Genomic DNA, 16,646 nt, shown 5'->3' with positions numbered 1-16,646 from the left:
CCGATGCGCTCTCGTTCCCGACAAGCGCGCGGCACCGACGAGGAGGTCGTCTGTGCTCTGGTCGCAATGGCTCTTTACGGGCGATGCCTGGACGCGGCCGGCTGGGCACCATGACCGCCATCGAACGCGCCATCCACCGAACCAAGGACCTGAACGATGAATGCCCCTTCCTTCTTCGACGTGCCCGCGACCGCGACCGCGCACATCGCGCCCGACACCTTCCTGATCCCCAACCTCGCGCCCGCCGGGCCGGGGCTGTACCTGCCGGTGAACTCGATGGTGATCCGTGGCCGCGAGCCGGTGATCGTCGACACCGGCGCGCCCATGCACCGCGCGCAGTGGCTCGACAAGGTGTTCTCGGTCGTCGAACCCGAAGACGTGCGCTGGATCTTCCTGTCGCACGACGACGGCGACCACACCGGCGGCCTGCTCGACGCGCTGGAGCGCTGCCCGCGGGCGACGCTGGTCACCAACTTCTTCAGCGTCGAGCGGCTCGCACTCGAGAAGCCCGCGCTGCCGCTGCACCGGATGCGCTGGATCGAACCCGGCGGCAGCGTCGACGCCGGCGATCGCGTGCTGCAGCTGTTCCGGCCGCCGATCTTCGACGGCCCGACGACGCGCGGCCTGTTCGACAGCCGGACCCACGCGATGTGGATCGTCGACACCTTCGCCTGCCTGACGCCGGGCTCGCTCGACGCCGCGGACCTGAGCGACGACGAACTCGCGCAGATGTCGGCGATGAACAGCGCCGTGTCGCCCTGGCACGCCTGGCTGGACCGCGCGGCCTACGCGCGCCACGTCGACGCGGTCGAGGCCTTCGGCGCTCGGACCGTTGCGTCGGCACATGGCCCGGTGCTGCGCGGCCGCCAGCTCGACAACGCCTTCGACCGCCTGCGCGGCCTCGCCGGCGCGCCCGCCATCCCGACGCCGGGCCAGGAACTGCTTGACGAGCTGATCGCCTCCACGCTGGCCGAGCCCGCGCTGGCCTGAGTCCGCGCACCTCCGGGCCGCGGCGCAGCGGCGTTCGGCGCCGTCGCTTTCTCGAGGTCGGGGCCGACGCGAGGTCGGGCGGGGGCAGGATCAGATCGCCGGCGTCGGTCTCGGCAACGCACGCGCATCGCCGGAAACGGGCCACCTGAACCACAGGCTGCCTATGATTCCGCGTGAGCTTCGCGCCCGCCAAGATCCAACCGCCCGCGCCGCGCCGCGGCCGGCTGCTCGCACGCCCGACGCTCGAAGGCCGGTTGCGCGACGCGCTCGCCGCGCATCGCGCCGTGCTGCTCGCCGCGCCGGCCGGCTCGGGCAAGACGGCGCTGCTGGTGCGCGCATTGCTGCCGCCGCCGGCCGGCCATGACGTCGCCTGGGTCTCGCTCGACCCGGGCGACGATCTGCACCGCCTGCTCGAATGCCTGCTCGCTGCGCTCGACCCCTTCGACCTGCCCTGGCGGGTGGCACCCGAAGGCCTGCTCGGCGACGGTCTGGCCGAAGCGGGCGGTCGCCAGCAGGCGGCCGACGTGCTTGCCGCAGCCCTCGCGGCCTCGGATCTCGAGCGGGGCGCGATCGTGCTCGATGATCTGCACCACCTGGTCGACGACGCCGCTCAGCACTGGCTCGCACGGCTGCTCGAACGGCTGCCGCCGCAGTGGACGCTGGTGCTCGCGAGTCGCGAGACGCCGGCCGCGCTGCTCGCGCGCACCGCGGCGGCCGGCGAACTCGCGAGCTTCGGCGAGGCCGATCTGCGCTTCGGCCCCGACGAGGTGGCGGCCTGGTGCGCCGACCTCGGCCTGCCCGCAGAGACCTCGCACACGCTGCACGCGCGCACCGCCGGCTGGGCCGCCGGGCTTCGCCTGGCGCTGAGCGGCGCACGCGGGCCGGCGCCCTCGGCGACGATTGACCGGGCCGCGTTCGACTACCTCGCCACCGAGGTCCTCGCCCATCTCGACACCGGTCTGCGCACGTTCCTGCTCGACTGCAGCATGCTCCACGAGCTGGACCACGCACGCTGCAGCGCGCTGACAGGCGACGCGCGCGCCGCACGCTGGCTCGACGAGATCGAACGCCGCAGCCTGTTCGTCACGGTCGTCGACGAGGGCGCCGGCACGCTGCGCCTGCACGACCTGTTCCGCGATGCGCTGCAGCACCGGCTGCGCATCGAGCGTCCCGAGGACGAGGCACAGCTGCGGCTGCGCGCCGCGCGGCTCGAGACCGACCCGGTGCGGCGTCAGGCACTGCTGCTGTCGGCCGGCGCGCCCGACGAGGCGGCGCGCGACCTGCTCGCCGTCGCGCCGGACATGAACACCGGCGGCGCGGTCCAGACGGTGCTGCGCCTGCTCGACGCCTTCCCACCTGCCTTCGCCGAGACCTCGCCCGAGTGGCAGCGTGTGGCCGGCTATGCGACGCAGACGGTCTGGCGGCTGCCCGAGTCCGAGCGCCACTTCCTGCTCGCGGAACGGCTCTACCGTGCACGCGGCGAGCCCGACACCGCGCTGTCGATGGTGGGGCGCCGCGCCTGCCAGCTCGTCGCGCTCGGCCGGCTCGCGGAAGCCACGGGGCTGCTCGAGCGCCTCCAGGAGGTGCCCCTCGTGCAGACCGAGGCGCGCGTGCTGGCGACCACCGCGCTCGGCTGGCGGCACTCCGAGCTCGGCGAGACCGACCGCGTCGCTCCGGCGTTCGGTGCGCTCGTCGACCTGCTGCTGGGCTGCCACACCGTTCCGGACTGGTCGAACCTGCCGGCGCCGCGCCAGACAGCCTGTCCCGGCATGGCGGCGCTGACGCTGAAGTGGGCGAACGGCGCGCTGGCCGTCGTCGGTGACACGAACACCCCGCTGCGCGCCTATGCCCAGCTCACGCTGGGCTGGCGCGCCTTGTGGCTGGGCCTGCCGACCGAAGCGCAGCGCTGGCTGGACCGCGCTGCCGCCGACGCGGCCTGGGGCGGCCACGAGGTGATCGCGCGCAACCACACGCTGTCGCTGCGCGCCGCGTTGCACGTGCTGCGCGGCGCCTTCGACGAGGCGCTGGATGCGGCGCAGGCGCGCATCGCGTCGCAGCCATCGACCTACGGCGGCTGGGGTCTGTGGCACGTGCTGTATTACGGCGCGCGCATCGCGGCCGCGGTCGGCCGGCGCGACGCGCTCGGCGACTTCGTGCAGCGCCTCGACGCGCTGGAGCCGACCTTGACCGATCTCCTGCCGGCGCGCCTGCATCCGATGGACGGGCTGCGCGGCCATCTCGCGCTGCTCGACGGCGACGCCGCCGGCGCCGAGCGCTGGTGGCGCGCCGCGCTCGACCATGGCCCGAGCGCCGACCTGCTGGGTCATGCGCCCGAGGTGCGCGTGCGGCTGGCACAGCAGCTGTGCCAGCAGGGCCGCCGCGACGAGGCCGCCGCCGTGCTCGCCGCGCCGCTGGACCGGCCCGACGACGGGCCGCGCGGCGCGGTGCTCGCGGGCGCCGCACTGGCCGCGCTCGCCGCCGTCGAGTGGGCCGACCGGCTCACCTCGGCGCAGACCGCGACGCTGCGCCGCTGGGCCACGGCGCTGGCCGCGCCGGTGGCCACCGCGGAGGTCGCGCCCGCCTCCGCCGATGCGCCCGGCGGCGCGCTGGCACCGACAGGGGAGCGGCTGTCCGCCCGCGAGCTCGAGGTCGTCGCGCTGATCGCGCGCGGCCAGAGCAACAAGCTCATCGCCCGCACGCTTGCCCTGAGCCCGCACACCGTGAAGCGGCACGTCGCCAACGCGCTCGGCAAGCTCGGCGTCGTCTCGCGCGGCCAGGCAGCGTCCTGGTTCCACGCCCAGCCGCGCTGACGCTGCGGCGGGCCAGGCCCGCACTGGCTCCTTTCGGGCGATGCGCGCGCATCGCCCGGCTCCGAGACTGCCGGCCCAGGCGCTGCAGCCGCGGCGCCGTGCAGCTTCGGAGCACCCCCATGAGCAAACCCCTGATCACCATCTTCGGCGCCACTGGTGCCCAGGGCGGTGGACTCGCCCGCGCCCTGCTCGACGACGGCCCGCGCGACTTCCGCGTGCGCGCCGTCACCCGCCAGCCGGGCAGCGACGCGGCACGCGCACTGTCGGAGCGCGGCGCGGAGATCTTCGCCGCCGACCTCGACGACCCGGCCAGCGTCGAGCGCGCGATGCGGGGCGCATACGGCGCCTTCTGCGTGACGAACTTCTGGGCCCACTTCAGCGCCGAGCGCGAACTCGCGCAGGCCGACACCCTGGCCGAGGCGGCACGGCGCGCCGGCGTCCGCCACGTGATCTGGTCGACGCTGGAGGACACCCGGCGGTTCGTCGAACCCGACGGCAGCTCGCTGCCGGTGCTGCAGCAACACTACAACGTGCCGCACTTCGACGCCAAAGGCGAAGCCGACGCGCTCTTCATCGGTCGCGGCCTGCCGCTGACCCGCCTGCTGACCTCGTTCTACTGGGACAACCTGATCCACTTCGGCATGCAGCCGCAGCGCGATGCCAACGGCCAGCTCGGCTTCGTGCTGCCCATGGGAGACGCGGCCTTGCCGGGCATCGCCGCGGCCGACATCGGTCCCTGCGCAGCCGCCCTCTTCCGCCGGGGCGAAGCCGCCATCGGCCGCAGCATCGGCATCGCCGGCGAACACCTGACCGGCGCGCAGATGGCCGACGCGCTCGCACGTGCGCTGGGCGAACCGGTGCGCCACGTCGCGCTGTCGCGCGAAGCCTATGCGGCCCTCGGCTTCCCCGGTGCCGACGACCTGGCCAACATGTTCCGCTTCAAGCAGGACTTCGAGGCCGAGTTCCGCGCCGCGCGCGACGTGGCCGCCAGCCGCGCGCTGCACCCCGGGCTGATGGACTTCGAGACCTGGCTGCGCGCCAACGCGGCGCGCATCCCGGTCGCGCCACGGATCGCAGCCTGACAGCCGCCGATCGGTCTGCGATGGACACGCGCCGCTTCGCGTCGTGGGCGCTCGCCGCCGTGGCGCTGCTGCTCGCCGCGGCCGCCGCGCCGCCGGCGCCGCCCACCACGCTCGCGCAGACCGGCTTCGACGAGGCGGACCGACTGCTGTTCACCCCGCAGTACCCGCTGTGGTCCGATGGCGCGGCCAAGCGCCGCTGGCTGCACGTGCCGCGCGGCCGCACGATCGACGCGTCGGACGCCGACGCCTGGGTCTTCCCGCCCGGCACGAAGCTCTGGAAGGAGTTTGCGCTCGGCGGCCGCAGGCTCGAGACGCGGCTGATCGAGCGCCTGCCCGACGGCAGCTGGCGTTTCGCCGCCTATGCCTGGAGCGCCGACGGCCACGAGGCCCGGCTCGTGCCCGAGGCCGGCGCCGAGCTGAGCGGCGTGCAAGGCGCACCGGGCGGCCGCTGGCGCATTCCGTCTCGCGACGACTGCCTGGCCTGCCACGGCAGCGCCGCGGTGCCGGTGCTCGGGGCTGGCGCGGTGCAGCTGTCGCCCCCCCGGCCAGCCGTGGACGGCATCGACGCGTCCACGCTCGTGGCCCGCGGATGGCTGCGCAACCACCGCGCCATGCCGATGTCGTTCGCACGTTCCGACGTCGAACGCGCTGCGCTCGGTCTGCTGCACGCGAACTGCGGCCACTGCCACAACCGCAGCGTCAACCGGGTGCCCGTGCCGTTGACGCTGGCGCAGTCGGCGGCCGACCCGGCCGGCGCAGCGGCTGCGGCGCTGCGCTCGCTGACCCATCTTCCGGCACGCCGCCACGGCGGGCCGGTCGTCGTTCCCGGCGATGCGCCGGCCAGCCTGCTGTTGCAGCGCATGGCCACGCGCGCGCCGCGGACCCGCATGCCGCCGCTGGGCACCGAAGTGCCCGATGCCGACGGCCTGGCGCTCGTCGAGCGCTGGATCACGTCCCTGCCAACCTCGGAGAACTGACCATGTACCCGACCCTGCAATCGCTCCTCGCCGCGCTGGCCCTGGCCGCCGGCACCCCTGCCCAGGCCCAGCCGACGCCGCTGTCCGCGCAGATCGCGCGCGGCCAGTACATCGTCTCGACAGCTGGCTGCCACGACTGCCATACACCCTGGAAGCCGGGGCCGAAGGGCCCCGAGCCCGACATGAGCCGCGCGCTGTCGGGCCACCCGGCGCAGTTGGTCATGCCGCCCGCGCCGGACCTCGGCAAGGGCCCGTGGCAGGTCGCGATGGCCGCCACCAACACCGCCTTCAGCGGTCCCTGGGGAGTGAGTTTCACCGCGAACCTGACCCCCGACCCCGAGACCGGCCTGGGCGACTGGACGCTGCGCGACTTCGTGCAGACCTTCCGCACCGGCAAGCGCATGGGCCGCGGTCGCGAGGTGCTGCCGCCGATGCCGGTGCCGGTCTACAACAACCTCAGCGACGCCGACCTTGCGTCGGTGTACGCCTACTTGCGCACCGTTGTGCCGGTGAAGAACCGCGTGCCCGAGGCGCTGCCGCCCGTCTCGCGCTGAGCGCCAGGTCGAGGCAGCGCATGTCGCCGAAGGGTCGCGAAGGCCGTTTGGCGGTCCGTGGCGGCTGCCCCATTCGTCTCCAGCCCCGGCAGCGACGGCGCATGGCTCGCCGAACTCCTGTGCTTCCTGGATCACGGCGACCTGCCAGGACACTCGGAGGACCGTGCTTCGAGGTCGACGTTGCAGCACGTCCCGCGTTCGTCCACGGTCGTTCCGTTCCTCGCGGCGCTTGGCAGCATCCCGACGGTACGCGGCGAGCGGCAGTGACAATCCCCGCATGCCGACTCGAAACGTCCACGACCCCAGTCCCATCGCCATCGCGCTTGCCGGCCTGCTCGCGCTGGCCATCGCGATGGGCATCGGCCGCTTCGCCTTCACGCCGCTGTTGCCGATGATGCTGCACGACGGCGTCGTCGACCTGGACGGCGCCAGCTGGCTGGCCACTGCCAACTACCTCGGCTACTGGATCGGCGCGATGGGCTGTGCGTTACAGCCGACGCTGTGGCGTCGCTGGGGGCGTGCGCCCCTGGTGCATACGGCCATGGTCCGCATCGGGCTCGTGGCCACGGTGCTGCTCACGCTCGGCATGGCGGTGCCGTGGTCGGCGCCGTGGGCACTGTGGCGCGGCCTCGCGGGCGTGGCCAGCGCGTTGGTGTTCGTCTACGTCTCCGGCTGGTGCCTCGCGCGGCTCAGTGCACTGGGGGTACCGACGCTGTCCGGCATCATCTACGTCGGCCCCGGCCTGGGCATTGCCGTGAGCGGGTTCGCAGCGACGGCAATGGTGGCGCACGGCATGCGCGCTGCGACCGGGTGGGCCGTCTTCGCGCTGCTGGCCCTCGTGCTGACGGCGCTGGCATGGCCGCAGCTGCGAGGCGTGGCCAAGGTGTCGTCGAGTGCCGCCACCGAGAGAGACCCTCCGCCTCGCAGCGCGATCGCAGCCTTCTCGCTGGCCTACGGGCTGGCAGGTTTCGGCTACATCGTCACCGCCACCTTCCTGCCGGTGATCGCGCGGCAGGCGCTGCCGGGCTCGATATGGCTCGATCTGTTCTGGCCGATCTTCGGCATCGGCGTCTCGATCGGGGCGCTGCTCACGGTGCGATTGCCGGTGCACTGGGATCGCCGCCACCTGCTGATGACCTGTTACGGCATGCAGGCCGCGGGTGTGCTGCTGGGTGTGTGGTGGCCGACGCTGGCGGGCTTTGCGCTTGGCAGCCTGTTGCTCGGGCTGCCATTCACGGCCATCACGCTGTTCGCGATGCAGGAGGCACGGCGACTGTGGCCGCACAACGCCTCGGCGCTCATTGGTCTGCTGACGGCCGCCTATGGCCTCGGGCAGATCGCCGGGCCGCCGATGGTGGCCTGGCTGTTGCGGCGCGGCGCCAACCCCGCCGAGGGCTTCGCCTGGTCGCTGCACGCCGCTGCCGCGGCGCTCCTGTTCGGCCTGGCGATCTACGCCGCCCTCGCGCGACGCGAACCGCTCGGGACTTGAGCCCGGCCATGTCCAGGGCGGAACAGGCCGAGTCTCGGAATCGGACGACAACTGTCGCTGGGCCCCGATGTCCGTGTCCGGCCGCGAGCGGAGGCGCGTCGGCATCGTCTGACCGACCGCTGCCGACCGAGGCCGTGTGTAAACGTCTTGGCAGCAGTGCCGGTGCGCGCTACCGCTACTGCAAGCGCGGGCTGACGTCCCTGGCTTGACGATCTCGTTCAGACGGAGAGCGTTGACCTTCGAGGGCTTGTAGCTCGTCCCTACGTTCCTCTACAACCTAATCGCCGCGATCAGCGGCTGCGTTCCGAGTATCTTCATCGCTCGCTTCAGGTTGTAGGCCAGAACCTGCAAGCTCATCTCGGTTCGTACTCGTGGCAGCGTCTTGGTCAGGAAGTGGGTCGACCCCATCCAGGCCTTTAGCGTTCCGAACACGTGCTCGACGGTCTGCCGGCGAATTTGCATGGCCTCGGGAGCGCCGTCCAGCCTCTCCTGCACCATGTCCAGGATGCGCTCGTGCTCCCATCGCGTGATGCGTCTGTAGTCGCCGCGTGTGCACTTGGACTTGATCGGGCAGTTCGGGCAGGCCGAGGTCCAGTACTTGTGCAACGTCTTGCCGTGTTCGACCGCCGTGAACCGGTAGATGGCGATCTGCCCGGCCGGACAGCGGTACTCATCCTTGCGCTCGTCGTACACGAAGTCCCGCTTGTCGAAGTACCCCTGGGCCTGGCTGTTCGAGGTCATCGGCTTGGGCAGGATCGCGGCGACGCCAGTCTGCTCGCACTTGAGAATCTCGTAGCCCTCGTAGTAGCCGCGGTCCGCCAAGGCGATCAGATCGGCATGGCCGGTGGCGCGCTTGGCGAGCTTGGCCATGTGGGCCAGTTGCTCTCGGTCGTGGCCGACATTGGTGACCTCATGGGCGACGATCATGTGATGCTTGGCGTCCACGGCCGTCTGAACGTTGTAGCCCACGATGCCGGTGCCTCGCCCGCTGGTGGCCATGGAGCGCGCATCGGGGTCGGTCAGAGAGAGTTGTCCATCTTCTGACGCCTTCATCCGCTCGCCGATCTCGTCCAAGGCCTGCATCTGCTGCTTGACCTTGGCGATCTTCTCCTTGAGGTGATCGACTCGGCTGGGAAGGACTGTCGTGGGCTCGCGATCGGCTCGGTCGAGTTCGACCAGGTAGCGCTTGATGCTGTCCTCGAGTTGCTGCATTCGCGCCTGCAGCTTGCGGTCGGTGAAGTTCTTGTCGCGGTTGTTGACCGCCTTGAACTTGCTGCCGTCGATGGCGACGATGCCATCGGTGAACAGCTTCAGCCGACGGCACAGCACCACGAACTCGCGGCAGACCTTGCGGATCGCCTCGCCGTGGTCCTTGCGGAAGTCGGCGATGGTCTTGAAGTCGGGCGCCAGGCGTCCGGTCAGCCACATCAGTTCGACGTTGCGTTGTGCCTCGCGTTCCAGGCGCCGGCTGGACTGCACACGGTTGAGATAGCCGTAGATGTAGATCTTGAGGAGGACCGCAGGGTGATAAGACGGCCGCCCGGTGGCGGCGCGTGCGGCACCGTCAAAGCCCAGCTTCTGAAGTCGAAGCTCGTCGACAAAGGCGTCGACCACACGCACCGGGTTGTCCTCGCCGATGTAGTCGTCCACGCACTCTGGCAGCAGCGTGACCTGGCTTCGCTCTTCCCCTTCGATGAATCGCTTCATGCCCTGGCCCGCTTCGTGGCGTTGCCAGAATCTAGGCGACGGCCTCGGCGCCTTCAACAAGCGTTTGCACACAGGCTCGACCCGAAGCGGACATACCGCGCGTGGTTCGCTACGAACCCTGCGAAGCCTCGTCTGGGCTCCGCTAGAGCGCTGTCCGAGGCGGCTTCCAGCGGGGGCGCCGAAAGTCCAGTGAAGTGCGCCACTGAGCGTCAGACGTTGTCACAAGCATCAGCCCTTGTGCTTGCTGACCTGCGGGCAGCCGTTTCGCCCGGTCCAGCTGTTGACGGAAGCCTGAAGCCGCTGATACGACAGCTTGAGTTGACGCAGGCGCCAGCCTGCCCGCCCCTTGTAGCGTTTGTCGCGAAGTAAATTCGACGGGAGTTTCTGTGCGTCCAGCGAGGCTCTTCAGTGCGATGCTGGCTCTGATGTCGATTCTGGTCTCGCAAGGGTGCGCAATCCAGAACGACCCTCCAATGAAGCAACTTCCGCTTGGCGCTGACTCGGATGCGTGGCGGGCGCCTCTCGTTCTGCGCCCGGGCACTGTCGCGGTGAATATGAGGGCGCCGACGCGGGCCGGGTACACCTCCGGACTGGGCGGAGAGCTGTTTTGGATGTCGATCACGGGGCTCTTGACATTTGGCGGGGCGTTGGCTCAGACGCCTGACGTCCTCGAACGCCACGGGACCTTGGTTCTGGACCTCCCGCCGGAATGCGCAGACAGCTGGGTCGAATTGACGGTGACGAACCCGCCCCAGTGGCTCGATCCACCAGAGGTTCGGCGTACCGCGCTCAAGTTGCTTGAAGAGGCCGTGCGACTGGATCTTGCCCGGCGTGGTCGCGAGTTGACGCTCGAGGTTGAGCCAAAAGGTGCGGCGAACCCGCAAGGCGCTCAGGCGTTGGAGGAAGTCGGCAGGAGACTCTCCGCCCCCCTGCTCGTGGTCGCCGACGTGTCCTTCAATATCGAACCGCAGCCTAAGACATGTTCGATGCGGATGCGGGTCTCGGCGGAGATGCGCTTGGCGTCTCCAGGCACGGACGTGACGTCGACCCCGAGCGTCATGCTGGACAGAGCGAGCTCGCTGTCGGTCGCGCAATGGGCCAAGAATCCGGACATTGGAAGTCAGCTGCTGCGGAATCTCGTGGTCCAGCTAGGCAAAGATGTCCTCGATGCGCTTCCGAAGCCACCGCCCGGCTAGCGTCCGTTGAGAGTGCCCCCGGGTCGGCACACATCGGATCTGTTGGTCTAGATCATCGACGGCGACGTTGCATTGGCATGAGGCGTTCTGACGCGAATGGCTTGCGCATGCTCGCATTGATCCGTGGCGACCTTGAGCGCCCCGGGACTGGAGTGGGTCGTCGGCACTGGGGCGGCTGACCGGTGCTGGCCGGTCAGAGACACTCACAATCCCCGTTGCCGCCCCACCCCCGTTCGCACCGGGCGCCCGAGCCACATGTTCAGCCTGACCCGCCTCACCCTGCGCCGTGCACGGCAGGAACGCCTGCCCCAGGTGGCGGGCACGCTGGCGTTCACCAGCCTGCTGTCCGCGGTTCCGCTGCTGGCCGTCAGCCTGGCGCTGTTCACCCGCTTCCCGGCGTTCGGCCGGTTCCAGGCGGCGCTCGAGGAGCATCTGCTGAGGAGCCTGCTGCCGGTCGAGATCTCGCGCACCGTGCTCGAGACCTTGAGGCAGTTCGCCGCCAATGCCAGCGGCCTGACCTGGCTGGGCGCGCTCTTCCTGCTGGGCACGGCGGTCGCGATGCTGCTGACGGTGGAGAACGCGCTCAACCAGATCTGGAACGTGAAGCGGCGCCGGCCGCTCCTGCGGCGTGTCGGCCTGTACCTGGTGATGCTCGCCGTCGGCCCGCCCGCACTCGGGGTGAGCCTCTGGGCCACGTCGACCGTGCTGGGGGCGTCGCTCGGCTGGATCGGGCCCCTGCCGCCGCGGGCGCGGTTCGTGCTCGACCTGGGCCCGGCCCTGCTGAGCTGGGCAGGCCTGGCGTGCCTGTTCTACTTCATGCCGAACACCAGAGTGCGGCGGCGCGATGCGATCGCCGGCGGCCTGATCGCCAGCGTCGCGCTCGAGCTGGGTAAGCGCGGCTTCACGGCCTACCTGCTGAAGATCCCGACCTACAAGGCGGTCTACGGCGCCTTCGCGGTCTTTCCGGTCTTCCTGCTGTGGCTGTACTTCTCGTGGCTGGTGACACTGGCGGCGGCGCTGATCGCCGCCAACCTGGCTCGTGCGGCCGCAACGCCGCCGGCGTCGAGGCGATAGGCGCGCGCGTCGCCTCAAGGTTCCGCGATGCCGAACCAGCGCCGCAGCGTCTCGCCGGCGCTGCGCACGAACTCGCGCAGCGCCGCACCCGCCGCCGAAGGGAACTCGGCGCGCGGGTCGACCAGGCGCTGCGCCAGCGCCTGGCGCATCGCGTCACCGACGACGTGCAGCGCGTTGTGCGCGCCCTGCCCCCAGTGCTCGCTGCGCAACGTCACGCGCGGGTCGTTGAATCCGACCCAGGCGCCGGCAACCAGCTGCGGCTGCATGAGGATGAACCAGCCGTCGGTGTTGTTCTGCGTGGTGCCGGTCTTGCCTGCCACGTCGGCCTGGATGCCCCAGGTGCCGCGCACGCCCTGCCCCGTGCCGCGGTCCACCGCGCCGCGCAGCATGTCGATCAGCTCCACGGCGACACGGCTGTCCATCACGCGCTCGCCCGGCGTGCCTGCCGCCGGGGCGACCTGCATCAGCAGCCTGCCGTTCGCGTCGCTCACCTTCGTCACCAGCAGCGGTGTGTGGAACTCGCCCTGCGCGGCGATGGTCGCGTAGGCACTCGTCATCTCCAGCAGGCTCACCGGGCTGGTGCCCAGCGCCAGCGAAGGCACCGCCTCCAGCGGGCTCTCGCGCACGCCGAGCCGCTGCGCCATGCGCTGCACCGTGTCGGCGCCGACCTCGCCGATCAGTTGCGCCGTGACGCTGTTGCGCGAGAACACCAGGCCATCTTCCATGGTCGAACGGCCGTCGGGCGCGGCGCCCATGTCGCGCGGCTGCCAGCGCGTGCCGTTGGGCAGGCGCAGGCTCACGCCGCGCGTGTCGAACTCGCGCTGCGGGGCGATGCCGGCCTCGAGCGCCGCCGCGTAGACGAAGGGCTTGAAGGTGGAACCGGGCTGGCGGCGCGAGCGCTGCACGTGATCGAAGGCACCGAGCCCGTGGTCGCGGCTGCCCACCCAGGCGCGCACCGCGCCGCTGGTCGGGTCGATGGCCACGAAGCCGGCCTCCAGCCGCGTCTTGCGCTCGCGCAGCGCCGCCATGAAGCCGGCATCCGAGCGCAGCGCGGCCACGGCCTCGTCCTTCGAGTGGCCGGCATCGACGAGCTCGGCATACTCCGGCGACTCGCGCACGAACTCGTCGACCAGTTCGCGGCGCGTGGACCAGAAGTGGCCGAACGGCTCGGTCTTGCCGCGCGCCTGCACGTAGGCGGCGCTGCGCGTGGACAGCAAGGCGGCGCTGCTGCGCCCCCATTCGACGTCGGCCACCGCCTGCAGCGCGTCGAGCTGGCGCGCCACCGCCTGGTTGGCGATGCGTTGCAGCTTCGGATCGATCGCCGACTGCACCATCAGCCCGTCGGCGTACAGGTCGAGCCCCAGCGGCTCGCTCCAGCCGAGCAGCCAGCGCCGCACCGCCTCGGCGAAGTGTGGCGCCGGACCGGTGCCGAGATCCTGGCGCTCGAAGTCCAGGCGCAGCGGGCGCTGGCGCATGCGCTGGTGTTCGGCGGCAGTGAGCTTGCCATGCTTGAGCATCTGCGCCAGCACGACGTTGCGTCGCTCGAGCGCGCGCTGGGGGTGCAGCACCGGGTTGTAGACGCGCGTGCCCTTGAGCAGGCCGATCAGCGTCGCGCCTTCGGCCACCGTCAGCTTCTGCGCCGGCTTGTCGAAATAGGTGCGCGCGGCCATCTCGATGCCGAACGCGTTGTAGTGGAACGAGACGGTGTTGAGGTAGGCCTCGAGGATCTCGCGCTTCGAATAGCGCCGCTCCAGCTTGATCGCGGTGATCAGCTCCTTGAGCTTGCGCGTGGCGGTGCGCGCGCGGCCGACCTCCTCCGGGAAGGCATTGCGCGCGAGCTGCTGCGTGATCGTCGAGCCGCCCTGTGCGTCGCCGGCCAGGCTGTGCGCCACCGCCGACAGGCTGCGCCGCCAGTCGACGCCGGGGTGCTGCCAGAAGCGATGGTCCTCGGTGGCGATCAGTGCGTCCACCACGTGCGTCGGGATGCGCGCGAGCGGCACCCATTCGCGCGGCGTGCGGCGGAAGGTGGCGAGCACGGAGCCGTCGGCCGCGAGCAGCACGCTGGGCTTGTCGTCGCGCGCGGCAAGCAGCTTGTCCACCGCCGGTGTGAAGGGCAGCAGGACCAGGGCGTAGCCGACCAGCAACAGCACCGCGCCCAGCAGCGCCATGGCGCCCACGCGCAGCACGCGCGGCGCGTGGCGTGCCGCAGCCGCAGCCAGGCGCTGTACTCGGGAAGCTTCCATGGATGCGGATTGTCCTGCCACGGCGCTTGCCGCTGTTACCGGACATGACACGGCTCAATTCGCCGCCGGGCGGCCCGCCTAGCATCGCCCGATGGCTGCACGACCACTCGCCCCCGGCGAACTGCTGACCCGCTGCGACCCCGCGTCGCTCGCCGTCGATGTCCCGCCGCACGGCGTCATCGTCGGCCAGCCGCGTGCCGCCGCAGCCGTGCAGTACGCCATCGCCACGCCGCATGCCGGCCACCATCTGTTCGTCGCCGGACCGCCGGGCAGCGGGCGGCGCGCGCTGGTGCGCCACGCGGTCGACGGGCATCTGCGCAGCGACGGCGTGACACGCTCCGACTGGGTCTACGTCAACCACTTCGCGCAACCGCACAAGCCGCTCGCGCTGCAACTGCCGGCCGGCCGCGGCACGGCGCTGCGCGACGAGATGAAGACGCTGGTGCGCGACCTGCGCACGATGATCCGCACGATGTTCGAGTCGGAGGAGTACGCCACCGAGGTCGAGCGCATCGACGCCGAGTTCAAGGAGCGCGCCGAGCAGTCCTTCATCGAGGTGGGCAAGGAGGCGCACCGCCGCGGCCTGGCAATGGTGCGCACGCCGGTGGGCTTCACCGTCGCGCCGCAGAAGGACGGCGAGGTGATGCCGCCGCAGGTGTTCGAGAGCCTGCCGCAGGAGCAGCGCGCCGAGCTGCAGAAAGCCATGGCCGAGGTTCAGGACCAGCTGGTGCGCGCGCTGCGCGCCTCGATGCGCCTGCGCAAGGAGCATGCCGACCGCGTGCGCGAGCTCAACCGCAGCATGACGCGCGTCGCCGCCGACCACGCGCTGGAGGACATCCGCGAGCGCCATGTGGACCTGCCCAAGGTGGCGGCCTGGCTCGACTCCGTGGCTGCCGACGTCGTCGAGCATGCCGAGGATTTCCGCAGCCCCGGCGAGGAGGAGTCCAGCGGCGAGGCGAGCGAGGACCGCGCCGACCTGTCGCGCTACGAGGTCAACCTGCTGCTCGACGCCACCGCCGAGGATGGCAAGGCACTGGTCGAGGCCGACCTGCCCAGCGTGCCCAACCTGGTCGGGCGCGTCGACCACATCGCCCGCTTCGGCATGCTGCTGACCGACTTCCGTCTCATCAAGGGCGGGCTGCTGCACCGCGCCAACGGTGGCCACCTGCTGATCGATGCGGTCAAGCTGCTCACCCAGCCCTTCGCCTGGGCGACGCTGAAACGCGCGCTGCTGCGCGGCGAGATCCGCATCGAGGCGGTGGCCGAGCAGCTCGGCGTGATCTCCACGGTGCAGCTCGAGCCCGAGCCGATCCCGCTGAAGGTGAAGGTCGTGCTGGTGGGCACGCGCGAGATCTGCACGCTGCTGCAGGCCTACGACGAGGAGTTCGACCAGCTCTTCCGCGTCGTCGCCGACCTCGGCGACGACATGCCGCGCGCCACCGACACGGTGCGCTCGCTTGCCGCCGCGCTGGCGGCTCAGGCGCGCGCGGCGGGACTGCTCGCACCGGACGCGCCGGCGCTGGCCGCCTGCATCGACCTCGCCGCGCGCCTCGCCGAGGACAGCACGCGCCTGACCGCCCAGGTGCGCCGCCTGCTCGACGTGCTGCACGAAGCCGACCACATGGCACGCTCGCGCCAGGCCGCCGCCATCGAGTTGTCCGACGTGCGCAGCGCCATCGCCGCGCGGCGCGGGCGCGCCGGCCGCATCCACGAGCGGCTGCACGACGCCGTGCAGCGCGGCATCCTGATGATCGACACCACCGGCGAGCGCATCGGCCAGGTCAACGGGCTGTCGGTCTACGAGGTCGGCGGCGAGCGCTTCGGCGCCGTCATCCGCATCAGCGCGACGACGCGCCTGGGCCACGGCGAGGTGATCGACGTGCAGCGCGAGACGCACCTCGGCGGACCGATCCATGCCAAGGGCGTGATGATCCTGTCAGCCTTCCTCGCCGCGCGGTATTCGCGCCAGCAACCGCACTCGCTGCTCGGCAGCCTGGTGTTCGAGCAGACCTACGGCATGGTCGAGGGCGACAGCGCCTCGCTGGCCGAGCTGGCCGCGCTGCTGTCCTCCATCGCCGACCTGCCGCTGCGTCAGGGCTGGGCCGTCACCGGCTCGGTCAACCAGTTCGGGCAGGCGCAGGCCGTGGGCGGCGTGACCGAGAAGATCGAGGGCTTCTTCGACGTCTGCGCGGCGCGCGGCCTGGACGGCACGCAGGGCGTCATCCTGCCCGCCGCCAACGTGCCGCACCTGATGCTGCGCGAGGACGTGGTCGAGGCGGTCGCGGCCGGCCGCTTCGCGCTGCGCGCCGTGGACGGCATCGACGACGTGATGGAACTGCTCACCGGCCTGCCCGCCGGCGCACCGGAAGCGCCGCGCGAGGACACCGTCAACGGCCGCGTCGCGCGCCGGCTGCGCGCCTACACGATGATCCGCCGCGGCGAGCCGCGCGCGCTGCGCCGCCAGGTGGTGCGGCAGGTGGTGCGCGTGCCGACCGGGGACAACCTGCCGTGAACGCGCCAAGCC

General features: G+C 71.2%; 11 protein-coding genes. 9 read left to right on the top strand and 2 right to left on the bottom strand.

The window, feature by feature from the left end; all coding sequences use genetic code 11:
- The first annotated feature begins 156 nt into the window (after positions 1–156).
- The 6 genes from Q0599_RS08770 (at position 157) to Q0599_RS08745 (ending at position 7,902) form a co-directional block, all read left to right on the top strand.
- On the top strand, positions 157–990 hold the full coding sequence (locus Q0599_RS08770; RefSeq protein WP_298828441.1) for an MBL fold metallo-hydrolase: 834 nt from the start codon (positions 157–159) through the stop codon (positions 988–990).
- A 173-nt stretch (positions 991–1,163) separates the two neighbouring features.
- Positions 1,164–3,800, top strand: coding sequence for a LuxR C-terminal-related transcriptional regulator (locus Q0599_RS08765; protein WP_298828439.1), 2,637 nt, complete (start codon positions 1,164–1,166; stop codon positions 3,798–3,800).
- Positions 3,801–3,919: 119 nt separating this feature from the next.
- On the top strand, positions 3,920–4,882 hold the full coding sequence (locus tag Q0599_RS08760) for an NmrA/HSCARG family protein (protein ID WP_298828436.1): 963 nt from the start codon (positions 3,920–3,922) through the stop codon (positions 4,880–4,882).
- 20 nt (positions 4,883–4,902) lie between these two features.
- A complete protein-coding gene (locus Q0599_RS08755) occupies positions 4,903–5,859 on the top strand; it encodes a c-type cytochrome domain-containing protein (RefSeq protein ID WP_298828434.1) in 957 nt (318 codons plus the stop codon).
- Between the two features lie 2 nt (positions 5,860–5,861).
- Positions 5,862–6,413 (top strand): c-type cytochrome, encoded by a 552-nt coding sequence (locus Q0599_RS08750; protein WP_298828432.1) that lies wholly within the window; start codon positions 5,862–5,864, stop codon positions 6,411–6,413.
- A 277-nt stretch (positions 6,414–6,690) separates the two neighbouring features.
- Positions 6,691–7,902 carry a YbfB/YjiJ family MFS transporter gene (locus Q0599_RS08745; protein WP_298828429.1) on the top strand — a complete coding sequence of 404 codons (1,212 nt, stop codon included), beginning with the start codon at positions 6,691–6,693 and terminating at the stop codon, positions 7,900–7,902.
- Positions 7,903–8,172: 270 nt separating this feature from the next.
- On the opposite strand, the gene Q0599_RS08740 is transcribed toward Q0599_RS08745, so the two are convergent.
- Positions 8,173–9,609 (bottom strand): IS1182 family transposase, encoded by a 1,437-nt coding sequence (locus Q0599_RS08740; RefSeq protein ID WP_298828427.1) that lies wholly within the window; start codon positions 9,607–9,609, stop codon positions 8,173–8,175.
- A gap of 611 nt (positions 9,610–10,220) precedes the next feature.
- On the opposite strand from Q0599_RS08740, the gene Q0599_RS08735 reads away from it, so the two are divergent.
- Complete coding sequence (locus Q0599_RS08735; protein ID WP_298828424.1) at positions 10,221–10,805, top strand: hypothetical protein; 585 nt, start codon at positions 10,221–10,223, stop codon at positions 10,803–10,805.
- A 255-nt stretch (positions 10,806–11,060) separates the two neighbouring features.
- Positions 11,061–11,879, top strand: a complete 819-nt coding sequence (locus Q0599_RS08730; RefSeq protein WP_298828421.1) for a YihY family inner membrane protein — start codon at positions 11,061–11,063, stop codon at positions 11,877–11,879.
- Positions 11,880–11,893: 14 nt separating this feature from the next.
- Here Q0599_RS08730 and Q0599_RS08725 read toward each other — a convergent pair whose 3' ends face one another.
- The gene (locus Q0599_RS08725; protein ID WP_298828418.1) at positions 11,894–14,122 is read right to left on the bottom strand and encodes a transglycosylase domain-containing protein; all 2,229 of its coding nucleotides are present in this window, start codon (positions 14,120–14,122) and stop codon (positions 11,894–11,896) included.
- 91 nt (positions 14,123–14,213) lie between these two features.
- Between Q0599_RS08725 and Q0599_RS08720 the strand changes: the two genes are divergently transcribed.
- Positions 14,214–16,634, top strand: a complete 2,421-nt coding sequence (locus Q0599_RS08720) for a Lon protease family protein (protein ID WP_298828416.1) — start codon at positions 14,214–14,216, stop codon at positions 16,632–16,634.
- Positions 16,635–16,646: the final 12 nt, after the last annotated feature.

Source organism: uncultured Piscinibacter sp. (assembly GCF_937952055.1).
GTDB lineage: Bacteria > Pseudomonadota > Gammaproteobacteria > Burkholderiales > Burkholderiaceae_C > Piscinibacter.
The sequence above is the reverse complement of the archived record's forward strand: the minus strand, read 5'-3'. Positions and strand labels throughout refer to the sequence as shown.